Here is a 19317-nt window from a genome sequence, read left to right on the forward strand (position 1 = left end):
GGGTCAGTCCTCCGGCCAGTTCCCGAAGCGCTGCCGCAGTCCGCGGTGTCCGGCCGGCGTGAGGCTGACGGCCCGGCTGTCCAGGTCCTGGCGGATCCAGCTTAGCTGCTCCAGGCGGCGCAGCAGCGCCACGCCCAGCGGCCCCGAAAGATGATGCCGGCGCTCGCTCCAGTCGATGCAGGTCTTCGACGTGGGGTTGCGTTCCCAGGTGCGCATGTCCAGCCCGAATTCCCCCAGGAAGGCCAGGCCCTGCGGCGTCAGGCGGGCCACGTCCTCGTCGATGCGCAGGCAGTCTCGGCGGATCAGGGCATCGCACAGGCCCACGCCCAGGCGGCCGGCCAGATGGCTGTAGCAGGTACGCCCGGCCTGCAGGCGCGGCGCCACGCGCGAGGCGGGGCCGGAAGGCGGCTGCTGCGCGGCGACCAGCATCAGCGATTCCAGCAGCGCGCCGACCTGCGGCGACGCCAGGCGGTGATAGTGGTGCCGCCCCTGCCTGAGCATGCTCAGCAGCCCGGACTCGCGCAGCAGGCGCAGATGTTCGCTGGCGGTGGCCGCGCTGATGCCGGCGCAGGCGGCCAGCTCGCCGGCGGGCAGCGCGCGGCCGTCGCCCAGCGCGAGCAGCATGGCCGCGCGCGCCGGCTCGCCCACCAGCGCCGCGACGCGCGCGATGTCCACATCCTGGGTCATGTTCGGTGCCATGGGCTTGCTCCTGCCCTGGATTGTCCCAGGCCCTTTCGCCCTGGCTTCGGCCGCCGACGAAGCATGGGCGTTCGAGGGCTTGTTCAGCCGCGGGCGCTGCGGTAGGGTTCCTCGAAGGGCCGGAAATCCTGCTCGGCCAGGGCCTGCTCGATCCAGGCCGCCACCGAAGGCAGCGCGAGCACGCGTCCGACATAGGCCTCGGCCGGCCCGCCCAGCGGCAGCGCGTAGCTGCGCAGGCGCAGGCACACCGGGGCGAAGCAGGCATCGGCGTAGCTGAAGCCGCCGAACAGCAGCGGCCCGCCGTGCGCGGCCAGCGCCTCGTTCCACAGTTGCTCGATGCGCGCCACGTCGGCACGCACCGCGGACTGGTCGCGCCAGATCTCGCGCCCCACCTCGGGCAGCCTGGCCTCGACGTTCAGCGGGCAGTGCGAGCGAAGGGCCTCGAAGCCGCTGTGCATCTCTGCGCACAGGCTGCGGGCGCGCGCCCGGGCTCGCGCATGCGCCGGCCACACGCCGGGGTGGGATTCATGCAGGTACTCGGCGATGGCCATGGTGTCCCAGACCACGAAGCCCTGATCCAGCAGCAGCGGGACCTTGCCCGCGCCGCCGACCTCGCGCAGCGCCGCCTTGAATTGCGATGCGGGCTCGAAGCCGTCGAAGCGCACCATCACCTCCTCGAACTCGATGCCCAGCTCGCGCATCAGCACCCAGGCCCGCATCGACCAGGACGAGTAGTTCTTGTTGCCGATCAGCAGCTTGAGCATGGAGGTCTCGGGAGCAACGGGACAGGGCTTTCAGGTGCGGCCATGCCGGCCGCAGAGCCATGACGACCATGGTAGTGGTGCGGTGCGTGTGTGGACGAGCGTACGATGCGTCGCGTCATGCAGGCCGCCATCACCATCGCTCCGGAGGAAGTCGAGCTCAAGGCGATCCGCGCCCAGGGCCCGGGCGGACAGAACGTCAACAAGCTGTCCAGCGCGGTGCAACTGCGTTTCGACGTGGGCGCGTCGTCGCTGCCCGAGGACCTGAAGCAGCGCCTGCTGGCGCTGCGCGACCATCGCATCACCGAGGACGGCGTGGTGCTGATCAAGGCCCAGTCCCACCGCAGCCAGGAACTGAACCGGCAGGACGCGATGCGCCGCCTGGAGGACCTGGTGAACTCGGTGGCGCGGCCTCCCCGCAAGCGCCGCCCCACGAAGCCCACGCTCGCATCCCGTCGACGCCGCCTGGAGGGCAAGGCCGAGCGCGCGCAAGTCAAGGCCGCGCGTGCACGCGTGCATCGTTCCACCTGGTGAGCGCCGCGATGAAGGAGTCCTGATGCAAGCGGATCACCCGAGCCGGCGGCTGTTCGAGTTGCTGGGCATGCGCAAGCCCGTCGTGCAGGCCCCGATGGCCGGCGTGAGCACGCCGGCGATGGCCGCGGCGGTCAGCGCCACCGGCGCGCTGGGCTCGCTGGGGCTGGGGGCCATGCAGGCCGAGCAGGCGCGCGAAGCCATCCGCGCCACCCGCCGGCTGTGCGACGCGCCCTTCAACGTGAATGTGTTCTGTCACGCCCCCGCGCGCAGGGACCCGGCGGTGGAGAAGGCCTGGCTGCGCTGGCTGGCGCCGCGCTTCGCCGAATTCGGGGCCTCGGCGCCGGCGCAGCTGCGCGAGATCTACGCGAGCTTCGTCGACGACCGGCGCATGCTGGACATGCTGCTGGCCGAACGCCCGGCCGTGGTCAGCTTTCACTTCGGGCTTCCCGGCGCGCCCGCGATCGCCGCGCTGCAGGCCGCGGGAATCCGCCTCATGGCTTCGGTGACCGATGTGCGGGAGGCGGAGCTGGCGGTGCGGGCCGGCGTCGACGTGCTGGTGGCGCAGGGCATCGAGGCCGGCGGGCACCGTGGGGTGTTCGACCCCGGCGAGCCCGACCAGGGCCTGGGGGTGCTGGCCCTGACGCGCCTGCTGGTGCGCCGGTTTGCGCTGCCGGTGATCGCCGCCGGGGGCATCATGGATGGCGCCGGCGTGGCCGCGGTGCAGGCCCTGGGGGCGCAGGCGGCGCAGCTGGGCACGGCCTTCGTCGCCTGCCCCGAATCCGCCGCCGACCCGGCCTACCGCGCGGCGCTGCTGAGTGAGCAGGCGCTGCACACCACGCTGAGCGCCGCCATTTCCGGACGCCCGGCGCGCGGGCTGCTCAACCGCATGGCGCGGCTGGGGCAGGCCGCCGACAGGCCCGCGATTCCCGCCTATCCGTTGGCCTACGACTCGGCCAAGGCCCTGCACACCGCCGCGAAGGCGCGCGGGGAAGCGGGCTACGGGGCGCAGTGGGCCGGGCAGGCGGCGGCGCTGGCGCGCAGCCTGCCGGCCGCGCAACTGGTGGAACAGCTCGAGCGCGAACGCCTGCAGGCACTGGCGGACCTGGCCTGAGGCGCGGCGCCCGGTTCAGCCCCGGCGGCGCACGGCGCGCAGGCACCCGCTCTCGGCTCCGCCGCAGAACCAGGTATCACGGCCGTCCGACTCGAGGCCCGAGACGACCATGCCGGGCGGCAGGTCCAGCTGCTCCAGCAGCTCGCCGCTGGCGGGGTCGATGCGGCACAGGGCGCTGTCCTGCTGCTCGCGGCTGCCGTGCCAGAGCTCGCCGTCCACCCAGCTCACACCGGTCACGAAGCGCTGGCATTCCAGGGTGCGCAGGACTTTGCCGGTGTCGGGGTCGACCTGGTGGATGCGCCGGTTGCGGTACTGCCCCACCCACAGGCTGCCCTCGGCCCAGGCCATGCCCGAGGCTCCCTCCCCGGGCGTGGGGATGGTGGCCACGACGACGCCGGTGCGCGGATCCACCTTCTGGATGCGCGGGCCGGCGATCTGGTAGAGGTGGGTGCCGTCGAAGGCGGTTCCCGCCTGCGCGGGCAGGCGCAGGCGCCGCAGCTCGGCGCCGCTCGCCGGGTCCAGCGCCCGCAGCGCCTCGCCGGTGGCGATCCACACCCGCGTGCCGTCGTGGCTGACGCCGTGGACATGGGTCACGTCGGGCCAGGGCCCGTATTCGCGGACGATGATCGCGGCGCTTCGTGGCATGCTCGGCTCCAGGGGGTTGGCGTCTCGATGCTAGCCGCCGATCAGCGCCCCGGGGAGTAACAAACTCGTCGGGAATCCGGGAACGGGCTCGGCGGTCCAGCGCCTTGCGCGCCCCTGCCCCACGGGCCTGGCCTTGCCCTGGCCGGCGAGTTCCTGCAGCGCGCGTTGCAGGCTGCGCTGGCTCAGGCCCAGCGCGATCGCCAGCGCCGAACTGGACCACGCCTGGCCGTCGGCGAGCAGGGACAGGAGTTCCGCGTGGGCGCCTTCGGTGGGCGGCTCCAGCACCACCACCTCGCCGGCCTGCGCGGGCTCCAGCGCGAAGCCGTCGCGGGTGGCGCGAATCCCGGCACAGCCGCGCAGTGCGGCGCGCAGGCGCGCGAGTTCGACCCGCAGGCGCGCACGATGCGAGTCGTCCACCAGCCGGGCACGGAACACGCGCAGCAGCAGCGCGGTCCTGGGCACGTCGCCCGGCCAGGCCTCGGCGAGCGCGTGCGCCAGTGCGAACAGCACCGGCCGCGAGGCCAGCGCGACGGCCTGGCCGCGATGCAGCACCCGGTGCCGGCAGGCGTCCACCACCAGGGCCTGCGAGGCGGCGATGCGCTCGACCTCGTCCAGCGCCACCAGTCGCCCTTCGCCGCGGCGCACGCAGCGCGCCGCGGGCTGCTCCAGCGCGAGCCGGGCCTCGCGCACCTCGGCCTGCAGCGAGGCAATGCCGCAGGAGTCCGCCAGCGCCGAGGCGCGCGCCAGTGCCGCGCGGGCCTCGGCGACGCGCAGGCGCCGCATCGCCAGGCCCGCGAGCACCAGCGCGTGGCCCGCGCGCGACGGGGGGGCGAGCCTGGCGGCATCGAGTCCCGCGAGCAGCTGCTCCGCCTGGTCGAGTCGGCCGAGCAGCAGCATCTGCCTGGCTTGCAGGTAGCCCGCATGCGCGGCATTGGCGCTGTCGCCATGGCCGGCCAGGCTCGCGCGCGCGGCCTCCAGCGCCCGCGCGGGGCCGCGCAGATCCCGGCAGACCAATGCGATCTCGGCCTGCGCGAGCACGCAGCGTGCGCGGGACAGGCCGTCGCGCGGCCCGAAGCCGCGCACCGCGCGCCCGAGCAGCAGGCGCGCGCGCTCCAGGTCCCCGAGCTGGGCCATCGCGACGCCGCGCAGCGCCAGCGCCGCCGCGTCGTCGCGGCGGGCGATGCGGTTGAGCGCGCCCAGCGCGTCGCCGGCGCCCAGGGCCTGCGCCGCGGCCCGGATCAGCAGGTCCATGGCAATCGCGCCAAACTTGTCACTCCCTCCGCCAGCATGGTGGCTCCTAATCTAGTAGCCACTTCAACGCCCGGCAAGCGCCGGGATTCCCAAGGAGAGAGATCATGGAACTGCAACGGACGGTGACGCGCGAGCAGTGGCTCGACGCGCGCCTGGACCTGCTGGCCGCCGAGAAGGACCTGACCCGCCACGGCGATCGCGTGGCGCGCCTGCGCCGCGAGCTGCCCTGGGTGGAGATCGACAAGACCTATGTCTTCGAAGGGCCCGAGGGCCGCGTGGCCCTGGGGGATCTGTTCGGCGCACGCCGGCAATTGCTGGTGCAGCATTTCATGCTGGGCCCGGACTGGGAGGAGGGCTGCAAGGGCTGCTCCTACATGGCCGACCACGTGGACGGCATGCTCGTGCATCTGGCGCAGCGCGACACGGCCTTCGTCGCGGTCTCGCGCGCGCCCTACGCGCGCATCGAGCGCTTCCGACGGCGCATGGGCTGGCGCTTTCCCTGGGTGTCCTCCCACGGCAGTTCCTTCAACTACGACTTCGGCGTCAGCTTCACGCCCGAGCAGGTGGCCGCGGGACCCCTGCCGTACAACTACGGCGAATGGCCTTTGTCCGGCGAGGATTGGCCGGGGGTGAGCGTGTTGTTCCGGGACGAAGCCGGACGCGTGTTCCATAGCTACTCGACCTACGGGCGGGGCGTGGAGGTCATGATGGGGGCCTACCGCATGCTCGACCTGACGCCGCTGGGGCGCGGCGAGCGCGAGGACGCGCCGAACAAGATGGAGTGGGTGCGTCACCACGACCGCTATGAAGACGCTCCGGCGTCCCGGCCCTGCTGCGCCGCGCATGACCGCGCGGCGCCGGACAGCGGCCACCGCGCCTGAGCGGGACCGTGGAACCGCGCACACGGGCGGCGCCGCGAGCCGGCGCCGGCGGGGCGCGGGCTCGCGAGGGCGGGCCGGCGCGCTGGCTCGGGCTGGCCGCCGCCCCCACCTTCGCCGCCATGGCCGTGGGCTCGGCGCTGGCCGGCGCGCATGCCGACTGGATGTGCACGGCCATGCGGGGGCCCTCGGCCCTGTTCGGAATGACGGCCATGTACGCGCTGATGGCGCTGTTCCACCTGCCGCCATGGCTGCGCATGCTGCGCGTGCCGGGTGCCCGGCGCCGCGGCGTGGGCTGAGGCGGCGGGCCCCGACTTGGGCTATGTTCGTGGCATCATGGATGCGATGAACCAGGTTGCGGTGCGGATTTTCGTGGGCGGGGTCCGGCCGCTGGCGGACTCGGGCAAGCTCAGCGGCATTTTCAAGCTGCCGGTGCAGGGGCCCGTGCATCTGGGGCCCGAGGGTTTCGACGGCGACGTGCAGGCCGACCGCCGCGTGCATGGCGGGCCGGACAAGGCGGTGCAGCTGTTCCCGGCGGCCCACTACGCCGGACTCGAGGCGCTGTTCCCGGTGCTGCGCGGCAGTCTCGGCGCGGGCGCGATCGGCGAGAACCTGTCCTGCGAGGGCCTGGACGAAAGCGGCGTGCGGGTGGGCGACGTCTGGCGCCTGGGCGAGGCGCTGTTGCAGGTGTGCCAGCCGCGCAACCCCTGCTGGAAGATCGACGAGAAGCTGGGGTGCCCGGGGGTGGCCGCGGCCATCGCGCAAAGCCGGCGCACCGGTTGGTACTGGCGGGTGCTTCGCACGGGCAGGGTGGGTCCCGGCGACGCGCTGGAACTGCACGATGCGGGCGACCCGGCGCTGCGCCTCGACGCGATGCTGGAACTGGTGCAGCGCGAACACCCGCCGCTGGAGGACTTGCAGCGCCTGGCGCGGGCACCGGCCATCGCGCAGAACTGGCGCCGCAAGATCGAGCAGCGCATCGCCTGGCTGCGCGAGCAGGGCCGGGGCTGAGAACCACCATGTCCCCCGCACCCGCAGCGCCGAGGCTGTCCATCCGCCGCGCCCACGAGGCGCCTTCCGGCGACGACGGCTACCGCGTGCTGGTGGACCGGCTGTGGCCGCGCGGGCTGCGGCGCGAGCAGGTGGCCGCCGATCTGTGGCTGAAGGACATCGCGCCCTCCACCGAACTGCGCCGGTGGTTCGGCCACGATCCCGCCAGGTGGGCGCAGTTCGTCGAGCGTTACCGCGCGGAACTCGACGCCAACCCGGCGGCGGTGCGGCGCCTGCGGGCGCTGTTGCGCGCGCACGGGCGCCTGACCCTGGTGTACGCGGCGCACGACCCGGTGCACAACCATGCCGCCGCGCTGCTCGACTACCTGCACCAGCCCGCGACGGATCCGGACGAGCCCGTGGCGGCGCATGCCCCGCGCGCCGCCGCCGGCCTGCGCGAGCGCCTGCTGGGCGAGCATGCGCGCATCCTGTCGGGCCTCGACGATGCGCGCCTGGCCCTGCTGCGCGGCGACGCGGCGGGAGCGCGCGCGGCGCTGGACGCGCTGGCGGTCGTGCACGCCGAGCACGCGCGCCTGGAGGAGACGCTGCTGTTTGCGGCGCTGCCGCGCGCGGCACGCTGGCCGCGGCGCACCTACGAGGCCGAGCACGCGGCCCTGGCGCGGGCGCTGGGGGCCCTGCGCGACAGCCTGCGCGAGCTGCCCGCGCGCCTGCGCTCGCCGCGTCAGCGCCTGCAACTGGTCGACTCCGCGCTGCCCTTGCGGCACCTGCTCGAGCACCACTTCGAGCGCGAGGAGAAGGGCTTGTTCGAGGAAGTCGACCTCAATCCAGACGAACCTGCCCGACCAGCCAGTCGGTGAGCAGCGCGGCGTGGCGTTCGGGCTCGCGGCCCTCGGCCAGGGCGGCCTGCCAGCGCAGGGCCTGTGCGGCGGTCTCCCCCCGCTCTCGCAGGTAGTCGCGCAGGCGCTCGTCGTCGCTCGCGGCGCGTGCGCCGGCCACGTGCAGGCCGCGCCAATGCTGCGCCAGCGCGCCCAGCGCGGTGCGGATGGCGCCATCGCCCGAGCTGCGCGCGCAGGACGCAAGCCAGGGCAGCAGGGTGTCCGCGGGCATGGGGCGGGCGAGGCCGTAGCCCTGGCCGTAGGTGGCGCCCAGCAGCCTGGCGGCCTCGATCATGCCCTCGTCCTCCAGCCCCTCGACGACCACCGTGCGCTCGAAGTCCTTGCCGATCTGGATCGCGCTGTGGATCAGGCTGAGCGTGCGCACCGGATCCTCGCGGATGCGTACCAGCAGGCTCTGGTCCACCTTGACCGTGTCGAAGGGAAGCGAGGCCAGGCGCTGCAGGTTGCTGTAGCCCGAGCCGAAATCGTCCATCGACAGACGCACGCCGATTTCCGTCAGGCGCCGGATCGCGAGGTCCTGCACCTGGGATTCGATGTCCTGCGACTCCAGCAGTTCCAGGGTCAGGCGCCGCGGCTCGATGCGGTGCTTGTGCAGGGCCTGCTCCACCCAGTGGGGGCAGGCGGGGTCGAGCAAGGTGCCGGGCGCGATGTTCACCGCCACCTCGATGGCCAGCCCGGCCGCGTCCCAGGCCACGAGCGAGGCCAGCGCGAGGTCGAGCCCGGCGCGGAACAGGCGGTCCAGCTCGGCGGTTCCCAGCAGCGGCAGGAACTCGCCGGGCCCGACGATGCTGCCGTCGCTCATCACCAGCCTGGCCAGGGCCTCCACGCGGGCCAGCGCGCCGCTGGCCAGCTCGACCACCGGCTGCACGTCCATGCGCAGCCCGCCGGCGCTGAACAGCCGGTCGCGGTAGGCGGTGGCCACCCGGGCGGGTACCGCGTTCAGCGCCGGGGCCCTGCAGCGCAGCCACAGCGAGGTCCAGCGCTGCTGCAGGCCGACCGCGAACTGGCGCATCCAGTCGCTCTCGAACTGGTTCAGGCGCGCACCCAGCAGGCGCACCACCGCCACCGTGTGGCCCGCCGCCGACAGCACCGGGAAGGCCATGGCGCTGCGCACGCCGAGCCCGAGCACGGCCTGCGCCCACGAGGCGTCCTCGTCGTTGGCGTAGGCCGTGCGGTAGGAGGCCAGGGTGGCGATGGTCTCGGTGCGCCAGGCCCGCACCACCATGGTCTGGACCTCCACCGGCGCATCGCCGCCCGCCGGGGAATAGCGGTGATCCAGCACGATGGCGCGAATGGCCGGGCTCTGCGGGCCGGCATCGGCCTCGAGCTGGAACACGCCTCCCGAGTCCAGGCGGAAGCAGGCGGCGGAGACGATTCCCGGCAGCGCCCCCAGGCGTTCGATCTCCTCGCGCATCGCGTCGATCCACAGCGTCCCCGGCGGCGGCAGGGTGTGCGCGAGAATGCCCATGTAGTCCGCCACGGCCTGCTGGCTGGCGCGAAGCTGGGCATGCAGGTCGTCCTGCAGGCGGGACTCGACGATGGCCAGCAGGTGGTGGCGCTCGCGCGGCGGCATCAGCGTGCGCCCCAGGCGCTCCCCCAGCAGGTTGCGATAGCTCATCTGGCTTTGCGCGAGCCAGGCACCGCTGACGCCGGCCAGGGCATGGGCGACCCCCAGCGCAGCGCCGGTGCTGCGCACCAGTTCCTCGGTGGTGTCCGGGTGCAGCAGCAGGCGCACGTGCGCGCGCTGGCGCTTTTTCAGCTCGGCGAGTTCCCCTGCGTCGAGCACCGCCAGCAGCGCCTGCATGTCCGGATTCTGGTTGAGGTTCGCGTAGAAGCTCTCGACGAAGTCCCATTCGACGACTTCCAGGTGCAGCTGGGCCCCCGCGAGCAGCGTGCGCGCCTGGGCGCCGTAGGGGTCGAGCGCCGGCACCGCGGGGCCCTGCGCGTCGGACGCGGTGTGCGCGCGCCACCACAGGCCCTCCGATTTGTACTGCTTGGTCAGGTACATCGCGGCGTCGGCCTGGCGCAGCAGGGCATCGGCGTCGCTGCCGTCGTCCGGGCACAGCGCGATGCCCGCGCTCAGCCCGATGGTCACGGGGGGAATGGAGTCGAACTCGAAGGGCCGCTCGACCGCGCCGTGCAGGCGCTTGAGCGCGGCGGCCACGCTGTCCAGCGGGCGCAGGGCGTCGAGGTCCTCGATGACCACCACGAACTCGTCGCCGCCCATGCGCGCCAGGAAGTCCTGCGCCCTGAGCAGGCCGGACAGGCGCCGCGCCACCTCCACCAGCAGGCGGTCGCCGGCCACGTGGCCCCAGGTGTCGTTGACCGGCTTGAAGTCGTTGAGGTCCATCATGCCCACCGCCAGCGAGCGGCCGTGGCGCGTGGTGCGCGCGATCGCCGAGTTCAGGTGCTGGGTGAGCGCCAGGCGATTGGGCAGGCCGGTGAGCGAGTCGTGCAGGGCCGCGTGGCGCAGGCGCTCCTCGGTGCGCTTGGACTCCGTGATGTCCAACGCGGTGCCGACCGCGCGTTTCGCGCTGCCGTCGGCCAGGCGTTCGACCACGCGCCCCGCGCAGCGCAGCCAGCGCCAGGCCTCGTCGCCGTCGCGAATGCGGAACTCCGCGTGGAACCCGGCCTCGCCACCCTCCAGCGCCTGCGCTGCCAGCCTGCGCACGCGGCCCAGGTCGTGCGGATGCACGGCAAGCTCCAGATCCGCCACCGCCACGCCGCCCGGCTCCAGCAACTTTGCGGGCAGGCGTGTCGCGCTCTCCTCGAGACGCAGCAGGGCGTGTTCGGCGTCGTAGTCCCACAGGCTCAGGTCGGAGGCGCTGATCGCCGTGGCCAGGCGTGCGTTGACCAGCGCCAGGCGATCGGCGGCTTCGCGTGCCGCGCGCTCCGCCTCATAGCGTTCGCTCAGGTCGGTGTAGGAACAGACGAAGCCGCGCACGTCGCCGTGAGCATCCCGCAGCACGTTCAGCGAGATCAGCACGGGGAACACGCGTCCGCTGCGCGAGCGCCGCAGCACCTCGCCGCGGAAGGAACCCGCGGCCACGGCCTCGCGCACCAGGGCATCGGCCGAGCGCCCGGGATCGCCCTGCGGCGGCTGCAGCGCCTCGGGGCCCTGGCCGATGATTTCCTCGGCGCTGAATTCGAACAGCCGGGTGAAGGCGGGATTGACGAAGCGGTACTGCAGGTCGGGCCCGGTGATGGCGAAGGCGTCCCGGGTCTGGCGCAGCGCCTGGTCGAACAGGCGCAACTCCGACAACGCATGGAGTTCCTCGCGCAGGCGCCGGTTCTCCAGCGCCGCGGAGGCCGAACGGGACAACTCCCGGCCCAGCACCAGCACCGACACGCTGGCGTTGTTGTAGCGGCTGACGCCGTCGTCGGCGACGCCGCCCTCGCCGAAACTGCAAAAGCCCGCCAGAGCCGCCTGCGGGGCCAGGCGCGCCATGTGGGCGATCTCCGCCGCGGCCTCCTGCTCGCCGAGGATCGAGGAGCGGATCGCGCAGTCGTGCACCAGCACCAGCGCCGGGCTGCTGGTGGCCGCGCGCAGCAGCGCCTTGCGCAGGGCCTGCGATCCGGCTTCGCGCGTGGCCTCGCTCGGGCTCATCAGGTACAGCGGGGCTCCTGGCGCGACCGGCTGGGTCAGCAGCACGCCATCGCGCTCGGTGGCGTAGCTGGCCACGTTGATCGAATACTGTTCCAGCGGGTCGCGCGTGCCCAGCACGGCGCGCGTGCTCCGCGTGATGTGCTGGCCGCGCAGGCCTTGCGCGGGCCGGCCCAGGCGCCGCGCCAGCGCCGGCAGCGCGGGTTCGCCGTCCAGCGAGAGCAGCTCCCGGCCGGTGCTCCCCGTCACGGCAAGGGCTTGCGGGGAGGGCTGGAAACCGTGGCTCATGCCGATGCCGAAGCTGAGTTCGGTTTCGAACACGGCCACCAGCAGCCCGTCGGCATGCACGGAGCTCCCGTGGAACACGGCGTTGCCCTGCATGTTCCAGTCGTCGGCGCTGGCGCCGGCGATGAGCGCGACGCTGCCCAGGGTGCGCAGCTTGAAGGCCTCGACGATCTCGTAGCCGGGGGACGGGTGGCGGCGCGTGTTGCCGGGCACGAGCAGCAGCGCGAACAGCTGGGATCCGCGCTCGGCGCGCGCGCGCACGAGTTCCTCGTCGGGGTCCAGCGCGGCGCGCAGTTCGGGGGCCGCCAGCGCCTGGTCCAGGGCTTCGCGCCAGTTCGCGGCGGCGTCGTCCCCCACGCCCACGCTGCAGCGCAGGTGGGGGGAGGCGAGCGCGGTGACCACCACGCTGCCGCGGTGGATCCCCCCGTCGATCTCCCCGCAGGTGCTCGCGCCGATCAGTACCGGATCGGGGAATACCTCGCGCACGCCGGCGAGCACGCCGGCCAGGTCATGCTGCACCGAAGCGTGCACCAGCAGCACCGAGGCCGGGTGCACGCGCAGCCCCGCCAGGCTGGCGCGGGCCGCGTCCGTGCCGGCCGCGGAGCCCGCCCCGCGGCCCACCGCCACTTCGATCCGTGCCGCCCCGGATGGGTCTTCGACCATGGTTTGCCGACGCCGACTGGCCACTGGATGCACCGCAGCGTATCGCGAATCCGCGCCGCCGTGCAGGAGGTTTACCGCATGCCGGCCGCGGCGCGCACCCGCTCGACCAGCCAGGCCGTGAGCTGGTCGCCCGCGGCCTTGCGCTCGGCGGTGTCGGGCCCGCCGTGCACCCGGGCGTGCCAGGCGGCGGCCTCGCGCGCGTCCTCGCCCAGGCCGGCGAGGAAGTGCGTGAGCGGGCAATTCGCGATGGAGGCTTCGCGGTGGGGTTGCTCCTCGTGCATGGACAGCCAGTGGAAGGCCAGCGCGCCGAGCGGGCTGGAAATCGCCGCGGCCGCCGGGCCCGCGCCCGGCCGCCGCGCATAGGCGGCCGCCCAGGCCGCCAGCTCGGGGGCGGGCAGCGGGCGCGCGATGCCGAAGCCCTGGCCGTAGCGCGCGCCGAGCAGGGTGGCGGCTTCCTGCACGGCCGCCGTCTCCACGCCCTCGACCACCACTTCCTTCTCGAAATCGCGGCCGATCTGCACCACCGTGCGCATCAGGCTCAACGCCTTCACGGGGTCGCGGTCGATGTCGAGCAGGATGCTGCGGTCCACCTTGACCACGTCGAAAGGCATGCTGGCCAGGCGCTTGAGGCTGCTGAAACCCGAGCCCAGGTCGTCGATGGCCAGGCGCACGCCCACGCGCCGCAGCGTGGCTACCGCCTCATCGCGTACCGATTCGTCCACTTCCTGCGATTCCAGCAATTCCAGCGTCAGGTGGCGCGCCGCGATCGAATGCGCGCGCAGCGCGTCCTCGATCCACACGGCGCACTGCGGGTTGAGCATGGTCGACGGCGGCAGGTTCAAGGAAAGGTCCAGTTCGAGCCCCTGGGCGTGCCAGGTGGACAGCCACTGCAGGCTTTGCACCAGCCCGAGCCGGAACAGGCTATCCAGGTCGGCCTCGCGCAGGGCGGCCAGGAAATGCGCCGGGCTCAGGATCTCGCCTTCGGGCGAGGCCAGCCGCGCCAGGGCTTCCACCTTGACCAGTCGCCCGTCGCGCAGGTCCACGATGGGTTGCACGAACATGCGCAGGCCGTCCGCGTACAGCCACTGGCGAACCAGCGCCGCGTCGTGCGGATCGATGCTCGGCAGCCCGCGGCGCATCAGGTCGTCGATCAGGTTCCAGCGGTTCTGCACCGCCGTCACGAAGGTGCGCCCCTGCACGGTGTCGAACTGATTCGGGTAGGCGCCGTAGAGCACCATCACCGCATCGGTCTGGCCGGCGCGCATCAGCGGGATGGCCGCCACGCTGTGGATGCCCAGCGCACGCGCCGAGTCGCGCCAGGTGGCCAGGCCCGGCTCGGCCTCCAGGCTGCGCGCCGTCATGATGGAATCGCTGCGCCAGGCCAGCGCCGCCATGCCCATGCCGGTGGGCTGGTTGAAGTCCAGGGCCATCTGCAGGCCCGGGGCGGTCAGGGATCGGGCCAGCTCGACGGCGCGGCCTCCCTCGCAGGCGACCAGCTCGAACAGGCCCTGCGCTCCCGGCCGCAGCATGGCGCAGCCGACGATGCCGGGCAGGCCGGCCAGCGCGCGAAGCTTGGACGGTGCGATCCCGCGCGGGTCGGCGGCTGCCCGGGTCAGGGGGTGCGCCAGGTAGGCGCTGTAGGCGTTCTGCACCTCGAGCATGGCGTCGAGCTGCGCCTGCAGGTCGATCTGGATGCGCGCGCCCAGGATGCGCTGCAGGCGGTTGCGCTGGCGCGCCGACAGTTCCGCGGCATCGAGGTGCCAGTGCAGCAGGTCGCGGTAGAACTGCATGGAGGCGCTCAGCCACGACGGCGCGACCCCCACCAGCGCGTGCACCATGCCGAGATGGCGCGTGCGAGTCTGGATGCGCACGGCCGTCGCCTGGGCCTCCAGCATCGACCGCAGGTGCTGCGCCAGGCTGGTCTTGAGCCGGCGCAGGCGCTGCTCGCCGAAGCTGGCAAGAATCGCGGCCTGCTCGCCGTGGGAGGCGATCTCCGCGAAAAAGCCTTCGGCGAATTCCTGTTCGACCCGTTCGACCAGAGGAGCCACGCGCTCGAGCAGGGCCTGGGCCTCGGTGGAAAAGGGGTCGAAGGCCGGCTCGGGGACTTCGTCGTCGGGGCCGGAGCCGGCGCGCGCCCACCACTGGGTGCGCCCGGCCTTGCGCACCTTGATGCGGTACATCGCGGCGTCGGCCAGGCGCAGCAGGGCGTCCGCGCTGGCGCCGTCGGCCGGCCCCAGCGCCACGCCCATGCTCATGCCCAGCGTCGCCGCGCGTCCCGCGCCCAACTGGAAGGGCGCTTCCACCGCTTCATGCACGCGGGCCAGGATGCCGGCCAGCTGTTGCTCGGCGTGGTCGGGCTCCAGGTCCTCGATCACCAGCACGAACTCGTCCCCGCCCAGGCGCGCGACCATGTCCGAGGCGCGCGCCAGGGCGCGCAGGCGCTCGCCCAGCTGGCGCAGCAGCGCGTCGCCGATCTCGTGCCCCCAGCGGTCGTTGACCGGCTTGAAGTCGTCCAGGTCGATGAGGCCGACGGCGAGCGCGGTGCCCATGCGGACGGCGCGCGCCACCGAGCGCTCGAGGTGGAAGTCCAACGCCCTGCGGTTGGGCAGCCCGGTCAGGGGATCGGCCTGGCTCAGGCGCTCGAGCTGGCGCAGCAGCCGCTGGTGCTCGGTCACGTCCACCACGGTCCACACCACGTCGGTGCAGCCCTCCACGTCGGAGTCCATGCGCCGTCCCGACACCGAGATGCTGGCGGGTTTTCCGTCCAGGCGCACGATGTCCAGCGCCTCCAGGTGCACGCGCCCCTGCTTGAGCACCTGCTGCGCGGCCGCGACCATCGCGTCCTGCGCCATCACCGGCGCCGCGTCGCCCACGGTCATGCCGATGACCGAGCGCAGATCCGGCGCGCCGAAGATGCGCGCGATGGCCGCATTGGCCTCGACCACCACGGCGCCCGGATGACGCACCAGCGCGATGCCGGCCACCGAGTTGTCCAGCACGCTGGCGCGCTGACGCTGCAGCTGCGCCTGGGCCCGCAGCACGTCCAGGCGGTCGAGCCCCTTGGAGACGTCGGCCGCGAGTTCCTGCACGGCGTGGCGCATGTCCGGATCGAAGGTCCCGGGCTCGGTGCTGTACAGCTGCAGCAGCGCCCACACCTTGCCGGCGCGGCGCAGCGGCACGCTGGCCGCCGCATGCAGGCCGAAGCGCTGCAGGCGCTCGCGCCAGGGGCGCGAGCTCGGGGTGGTGGCGCTCAGCGCGGTGAACTCCGCGCGGCCCTCGTGCCAGGCCGCGGCCGCGCTGCCCTGGCCGCCGGGCAGTGCCGGGTCGGTGGCGATCGCGAGTCCGTCCAGGTAACCCAGGGGTTCGCCTTGGGCCGCCAGCGCGTGGAACCTGCCGGTGGTGTCCGGGCGGGCGATCCAGGCCAGCGCGATGGCCGGCTCGGACGCGGCGATGCGGCACACCTCGCGCAACAGCTCGGGGACCTCGGTCGCGCGCACGATGGCCTGGTTCACATGCGCCTGCACCGTGCGCAAGCGGGCCAGCCGGGCGCTCTGCGCCAGCAGCGCCTCGCGGCTGCGCAGCAGGCGCCCGATGAGCACGGCGCCCAGCGCGAACAGCGCGAGCAGGGCGCTGCGCGCCGGCAGGCGCCAGGCCATGTCGCGTCCATACAGCTCCCGCACCCTGAGTTCCGGCCAGCCCACGTTGACCGTCAGGGGCAGGCCCATCAAGGGTTCGCGTACTTGCCGCGACGTGCCGGGGCCTGCACCCGCTGGATGGACCCTGACCTGCCAGCCCGCGGCCGGCGCCGGGGCGAGCAGCTCGGGATGGCGCAACGCGAAGGCTTGAAGCCGCGCGGGGAGCGAGGCCGTGTCCGGCCCCGACGAGTTGGCGCCCGACATGGCGTCCAGCAGGCGCAACTCGATGCGCTGGCCTTCCCGCACGGCCAGCCGGCGCGCCTGGGCCTGCACCTGCAGGCGCGCACGCTGGTATTCCAGGCGTTCCTGGTTGCCGAACCAGACCACGACCAGTCCGACCGGGATCCACAAGGCGGCCTGCAGCAGCCAGCGGCGCAGGGCCAGGCGGCTCATGCGCTGCATGTTCGGAACTCGGTCTCGCGGGGAACGGGACGATGCATGGCTTCGTGCGGCGATGCTTGCATTTGTAAATCAATCGCCTTGTCGCCGGTGTGCCCCGCGATAAAAATCGGCGCTGAGCGTGACAAATCTCACAAGGTTCCGCTCCCATCCAAGCGGCTGAACGAAATTCGCCACGCCTCGCCCGTTCCCGGGGCGATCCTGCACCGCTGCCGTGCGCGCGGCACCCCATGGCGGTGCACGGCGGGCATGCGCCGCAGCGCGCGCCCCCCGGTGCCGGGGCTGGCACGCCGATTGCTGGTCGGGTACCGGGCGGGCCAACGGCGGCCGGCCCGTGCAGTCACGGTCCGGGCGCGAAGCCGCGCCCCGGCCCAGGCAACGACGCCTTCGCGAACTCCGCAACCGGAGCTCGCGGAGGCTTTTTTTTTGTTCCGCATCCGGCGTCATCGCATGAAACCCAGACTCGTCCTCGTGGGCAACGGCATGGCCGGGGTACGCACCCTGGAAGAGTTGCTCAGGCTCGCCCCCGGCATGTACGACATCACCGTGTTCGGCGCCGAGCCCTACCCGAACTACAACCGCATCCTGCTCTCGCCGGTGCTGGCCGGAGAGCAGACGGTCGAGCAGATCGTGCTCAATCCCCGCGCCTGGTACGAGGAGCACGGGGTCACGCTGCACACCGGGGCCACCGTGGTCGACGTCGACAGGCGCCGGCGCGTGGTGCGGGCGGCGGACGGGCGTGAAGCGCCCTACGACCGGCTGCTGCTGGCCACGGGTTCGCGCTCCTTCGTGCTGCCGGTGCCGGGGCACCAGCTCGACGGTGTGCTCGGCTACCGCGACATCGCCGACACGCAGGCCATGATCGACGCGGCCGCGCGCCATGTCCACGCGGTGGTCATCGGCGGCGGACTGCTGGGCCTGGAGGCGGCCAACGGCCTGATGCTGCGCGGCATGCAGGTGACGGTGGTGCACCTGATGCCCTGGCTGATGGAACGCCAGCTGGACGAGAGCGCCGCGGGCCTGCTTCGCGCCAGCCTGGAGCAGCGCGGGCTGCGCCTGCTGACGGGAGCGCGTACCCGCGCGCTGCTGGCCGGGCCTTCGGGCCGCGTGCGCGCCGTGCAGCTCGACGACGGTGCGGAGATCCCCGCCGACCTGGTGGTGATGGCCGCCGGCATCCGCCCCGAGACCGCACTGGCCGAGCGCATCGGCCTGCACTGCCGCAACGGCGTCGTGGTCGACGACACGCTGCAGACCGTCACCGACCCGCGCATCTACGCGGTGGGCGAATGCGCCGCGCACCGCGGCACCAGCTACGGCCTGGTCGCGCCGCTGTTCGAGCAGGCCAAGGTCTGCGCCACGCACCTGGCCTGCTTCGGCATCGGGCGCTACGCCGGCTCGGCGGTGTCGGCCAAGCTCAAGGTCACGGGCATCGACCTGTTCTCCGCCGGCGAATTCATGGGCGGCCCGGGTAGCGAGGACATCGTGCTCGCGGACCCGGGAGCAGGGGTCTACAAGAAACTGGTGCTGCGCGACGACCGGCTGGTCGGTGCCTGCCTGTACGGCGACACCGTGGACGCGGCCTGGTACTTCAAGCTCATGCGCGAGGCGCGCCCGGTGGGCGCGTTGCGCGAGCGCCTGATGTTCGGCGAGTCGGGGCTGGGCGACGCCGGCCACCAGGGGCAGAGCAAGGCCCTGGCCCTGGCCGACGACGCCGAGGTCTGCGGCTGCAACGGCGTGTGCAAGGGCGCCATCGTGCGGGCCATCAAGGAGCAGGGCCTGTTCACGCTGGAGGAGGTGCGCAGGCACACCAAGGCCAGCGCCAGCTGCGGGTCCTGCACCGGGCTGGTCGAGCAGATCCTCATGTTCACGGCCGGCGGCGACTACTCGGCGGCGCCCAGGGCGAAGGCCCTGTGCGCCTGCACCGACGCCACCCACCAGCAGGTGCGCGACGCCATCCGCGAGCAGCACCTGCTGGCCGTGGATGCCGTGATGCGCTTCCTGGAATGGCGCACGCCCAACGGCTGCGCCAGCTGCCGCCCGGCCATCAACTACTACCTGCTGTCGACCTGGCCGCGCGAGGCGGCCGACGACCCGCAGAGCCGTTTCATCAACGAACGCGCCCACGCCAACATCCAGAAGGACGGCAGCTTCAGCGTGGTGCCGCGCATGTGGGGCGGCGAGACCAGCGCGGCCGAGCTGCGGCGCATCGCCGACGTGGTCGAGCGCTACGCCATTCCCTCGGTGAAGGTGACCGGCGGGCAGCGCATCGACCTGCTGGGCGTGCGCAAGCAGGACCTGCCCGCCGTGTGGAAGGACCTGGGCATGCCCAGCGGCCACGCCTACGCCAAGGCGCTGCGCACGGTGAAGACCTGCGTGGGCAGCCAGTGGTGCCGCTTCGGCACCCAGGACAGCACGCGGATGGGGCAGCAGCTCGAGCGCGCGCTGTGGCGCATGGTCGCGCCGCACAAGGTCAAGCTCGCGGTGTCGGGCTGCCCGCGCAATTGCGCCGAGTCGGGGATCAAGGACGTCGGGGTGATCGGCGTCGAGTCGGGCTGGGAGATCTACGTCGCCGGCAACGGCGGCATCAAGACCGAGGTCGCGCAGTTCCTGGTGAAAGTGGCCACCCACGAGCAGGTGATCGAGCACGCCGGCGCCTTCCTGCAGTTGTACCGCGAGGAGGGCTGGTACCTGGAGCGCACGGTGCACTACGTGGCGCGCGTGGGCCTGGAACACGTGCGACGCCGCGTGGTCGACGACGCGGCCGGCCGCCAGGAGTTGTGGGAACGCCTGCAGTTCGCGCTGGCCGACCTGCCCGACCCCTGGCATGAACCCGAACGGGCCGCCGTGGACACGCGCCAGTTCCTTCCCCTGCTTCCCACATGAGG

At 72.9% G+C, this 19317-nt stretch carries 13 protein-coding genes; 7 read left to right on the top strand and 6 right to left on the bottom strand.

Annotated features, from left to right (window positions below; all coding sequences use genetic code 11):
- Nucleotides 1–3 precede the first annotated feature (3 nt).
- Nucleotides 4–699: a helix-turn-helix transcriptional regulator gene (locus D466_RS0105975; protein WP_018912801.1), complete on the bottom strand. Its 696-nt coding sequence runs from the start codon at nucleotides 697–699 to the stop codon at nucleotides 4–6.
- Between the two features lie 83 nt (nucleotides 700–782).
- Nucleotides 783–1463 (bottom strand): glutathione S-transferase family protein, encoded by a 681-nt coding sequence (locus D466_RS0105980; RefSeq protein ID WP_018912802.1) that lies wholly within the window; start codon nucleotides 1461–1463, stop codon nucleotides 783–785.
- Between the two features lie 105 nt (nucleotides 1464–1568).
- Here D466_RS0105980 and arfB point away from each other — a divergent pair, with 105 nt between their 5' ends.
- Together arfB and D466_RS0105990 are read left to right on the top strand one after the other, a co-directional pair.
- A complete protein-coding gene (arfB, locus tag D466_RS0105985; RefSeq protein WP_156004067.1) occupies nucleotides 1569–1994 on the top strand; it encodes an alternative ribosome rescue aminoacyl-tRNA hydrolase ArfB in 426 nt (141 codons plus the stop codon).
- A 22-nt stretch (nucleotides 1995–2016) separates the two neighbouring features.
- Nucleotides 2017–3105 (top strand): nitronate monooxygenase family protein, encoded by a 1089-nt coding sequence (locus tag D466_RS0105990; protein ID WP_018912804.1) that lies wholly within the window; start codon nucleotides 2017–2019, stop codon nucleotides 3103–3105.
- Between the two features lie 15 nt (nucleotides 3106–3120).
- Here the strand turns inward: D466_RS0105990 and D466_RS0105995 are convergent, their stop codons facing one another.
- Both D466_RS0105995 and D466_RS0106000 read right to left on the bottom strand, forming a co-directional pair.
- Nucleotides 3121–3750 (bottom strand): PQQ-binding-like beta-propeller repeat protein, encoded by a 630-nt coding sequence (locus D466_RS0105995; protein ID WP_018912805.1) that lies wholly within the window; start codon nucleotides 3748–3750, stop codon nucleotides 3121–3123.
- Nucleotides 3751–3780: 30 nt separating this feature from the next.
- Complete coding sequence (locus D466_RS0106000; RefSeq protein WP_018912806.1) at nucleotides 3781–5001, bottom strand: hypothetical protein; 1221 nt, start codon at nucleotides 4999–5001, stop codon at nucleotides 3781–3783.
- Between the two features lie 104 nt (nucleotides 5002–5105).
- Between D466_RS0106000 and D466_RS0106005 the strand changes: the two genes are divergently transcribed.
- From D466_RS0106005 to D466_RS25090, 4 genes are read left to right on the top strand one after another with little or no spacing between them, the layout of a single operon-like run.
- The gene (locus D466_RS0106005; RefSeq protein WP_018912807.1) at nucleotides 5106–5882 is read left to right on the top strand and encodes a DUF899 domain-containing protein; all 777 of its coding nucleotides are present in this window, start codon (nucleotides 5106–5108) and stop codon (nucleotides 5880–5882) included.
- An 8-nt stretch (nucleotides 5883–5890) separates the two neighbouring features.
- The gene (locus tag D466_RS20760) at nucleotides 5891–6178 is read left to right on the top strand and encodes a hypothetical protein (protein ID WP_018912808.1); all 288 of its coding nucleotides are present in this window, start codon (nucleotides 5891–5893) and stop codon (nucleotides 6176–6178) included.
- Nucleotides 6179–6224: 46 nt separating this feature from the next.
- Entirely contained in the window at nucleotides 6225–6890 is a 666-nt protein-coding gene (locus tag D466_RS0106015) for an MOSC domain-containing protein (RefSeq protein WP_018912809.1), read from the top strand.
- Between the two features lie 8 nt (nucleotides 6891–6898).
- Nucleotides 6899–7747: a DUF488 domain-containing protein gene (locus tag D466_RS25090; protein WP_018912810.1), complete on the top strand. Its 849-nt coding sequence runs from the start codon at nucleotides 6899–6901 to the stop codon at nucleotides 7745–7747.
- On the opposite strand, the gene D466_RS22670 is transcribed toward D466_RS25090, so the two are convergent.
- Both D466_RS22670 and D466_RS0106030 read right to left on the bottom strand, forming a co-directional pair.
- Entirely contained in the window at nucleotides 7710–12338 is a 4629-nt protein-coding gene (locus D466_RS22670; protein ID WP_018912811.1) for an EAL domain-containing protein, read from the bottom strand. The two genes, D466_RS25090 and D466_RS22670, sit on opposite strands and share 38 nt — an antisense overlap.
- A gap of 71 nt (nucleotides 12339–12409) precedes the next feature.
- Entirely contained in the window at nucleotides 12410–16435 is a 4026-nt protein-coding gene (locus D466_RS0106030) for an EAL domain-containing protein (protein WP_018912812.1), read from the bottom strand.
- 447 nt (nucleotides 16436–16882) lie between these two features.
- On the opposite strand from D466_RS0106030, the gene nirB reads away from it, so the two are divergent.
- Nucleotides 16883–19315, top strand: a complete 2433-nt coding sequence (nirB, locus tag D466_RS0106035) for a nitrite reductase large subunit NirB (protein ID WP_038165421.1) — start codon at nucleotides 16883–16885, stop codon at nucleotides 19313–19315.
- Nucleotides 19316–19317: the final 2 nt, after the last annotated feature.

It is taken from the genome of Thiomonas sp. FB-6 (assembly GCF_000377645.1).
GTDB lineage: Bacteria > Pseudomonadota > Gammaproteobacteria > Burkholderiales > Burkholderiaceae_C > Thiomonas_A.